This window comes from Chamaesiphon sp. OTE_20_metabat_361 (genome assembly GCF_031364565.1).
In genome coordinates, this window is sequence record NZ_JANLWO010000346.1 from 1 (window position 1) to 2,307 (window position 2,307).

Sequence of the window (2,307 nt, forward strand, 5' to 3'; positions counted from 1 at the left end):
CGTGTCACTCCCGATGGCTTTTGTCCAGCGTTTGAATTCACGTAAAGGGGAAAGGGGAAAGGGGAAAGGTAAAAGGTAAGAGGTAAAAGGTAAGAGGTAAAAGGTAAGAGGTAAAAGGTAAGAGGTAAAAGGTAAGAGGTAAAGAGAACCGCAATTGTCCCCAGTCCCTATCCACTATCCACTATCCACTATCCACTATTCCCTATCCCCTATCCCCTATCCACTATTCCCTATCCCCTATCCCCTATCCCCTATCCCTTACTGACATGTTTTTACTCGATGAGGGCAAGCTAAGTAAGTGACAGACGATCGAGATATACTGTCAAAATCGATCGTAATTATTGTTATCCTCGCCCGTCCAAAATACATGTTCCGCACGCCTAAATTTGCCTCGCTTCGGACTCGAATCGGTCGCCGACTACCTTTATCAGTAGTGACAATTTTGGGTGTGAGTTTGGGGGTGATGGGGCTGGTTGTCGGTGCCAAGTATTTGGGGTGGTGGGAAATGGGCGAATTGAGTGTTTACGACCAGAGCGTGCGCTGGAAGTCACCGCTACCGCCAGACCCGCGCATTTTAATCGTGGCGATTACCGAAGACGATCTGAATCGGGCGAAAGTTTGGCCGTTGCCCGATCGTACCATTGCCAAAGTCATCCAAAAATTGACCGATGCCAAAGCTAAAGTCATCGGTTTAGATATGTTTCGTGCCAATCCCGTCGAGCCGGGAAGCGCCCAACTGACTAAAATTTGGGATAGCAACGATGTGATTATTCCGGGTTGTCACCATCGCAGTCTCAAAAATCCCGGCATCGCGGGGCCGCCAGGAATTCCCGCCGAACAGTTGGGATTTGTAGATCTGTTAGTCGATCGCGATAGTATCGTGCGGCGAAGTGTGTTGTTTATGTCGCGCGACCCCAAATCGCCATGTACGAGCGAGACGAGTTTTGCGCTCCAGCTCGCCCAAGAATACCTAATCCGGCAGCATCAAATCAAAGGTAAGTTTGACTCAAATGAAGAATTTCACATCGCTAGAGCGCATTTTAGACCCATCTCCGGCAATGATGGGGGCTATCAACATGCCGAGGATGGGGGCTATCAGATTTTGCTCAATTACAGAGCTAGTAGTGCCCAGACAAGCGGCAAAAATGGCGTGGCGCAGATCGTCACGATGTCGGATCTCTTAGACGATCGAGTCGATCCTAAATTAATTAAAGATCGGATCGTCGCGATCGGTTCGACTGCTAGCTCCCTCAAGGATGAATTCCTAACCCCTTATAGTGCCGGGAAGTCTGAAGATGCCACGATGCCAGGGGTCTTGGTTCACGCCCAAATTACCAGTCAAATTCTCAGCGCGGTACTCGACGATCGACCCTTATGGTGGTTTATTCCCAATTGGCTCGAAGGGATCTGGATCGGCGGCTGGTGTCTGACGGGAAGTATCCTCGCCTGGTACATGCGCCACCCGATCCGCTTATTATTAGCGGCTAGCGGTGCGGCGATCCTGCTTGTCGGCGGCTTTGCGATCGCGTTTGTAAATGCAGGTTGGATTCCCTTAGTAAGCCCATTTATCGGCCTCATTGCCAGCAGTATCGGCGTATTGGGATTGACGAGCTACAACACCCAGCAGCAGCAAAAAGAGATGCAGAATTTAGTAACCGATCGCGAATTGGCGATCGCCGAACTCAAGTTTTTGCTCGCGAAAACGGCACCCCAAGCAACCGCCATCCCCATATCACCCCCGCCAGCTCTACCCGCCACGACGATGGCGGCGACTACCGAAATCGATCCCGATCTGACTATTCCCCATCCAGCAGATGTCACTCTCAAACAAGAGCAAACCCCCAGTACCGCGCTCAGTGCCAGCGTAATGGCTCCGAACTATCTGCTCGACGATCGCTATCAAGCCGAGTCTACCCTGGGTGCGGGTGGGTTTGGTGTGACTTATCTGGCGCGGGATACCAAGCGTCCCGGCAAGCCACAGTGCGTTATCAAGCAATTAGTCCCCGCTCGCCGCGATGCTAATTTTGTCAATTTGGCGCGGCGGTTATTTAATACTGAGGCGGAAATTCTCTCTAAATTGGGGCATCACGCGCAGATTCCCCACTTGCTCGCCTATTTCGAGCAGCAGCAGGAGTTTTATCTCGTTCAGGAATTTATCGATGGGACGCCACTCGATCGAGAATTAGAAGGCGCAACCGCACCGTGGAGCGAAGCTAAGGTGCTGGATTTATTGCGTCAGTTGTTACCAGTGCTGGGTTTTATTCATTCTCAGCATGTGATTCATCGCGATCTCAAACCTGGAAATGT

At 51.1% G+C, this 2,307-nt stretch carries 1 protein-coding gene; it reads left to right on the forward strand.

Features of this window, described 5'->3' with window-relative positions:
• Positions 1-298: 298 nt before the first annotated feature.
• On the forward strand, positions 299-2,307 hold a 2,009-nt coding region (locus tag RMO35_RS10080), incomplete at its 3' end, for a CHASE2 domain-containing protein (protein ID WP_309740841.1).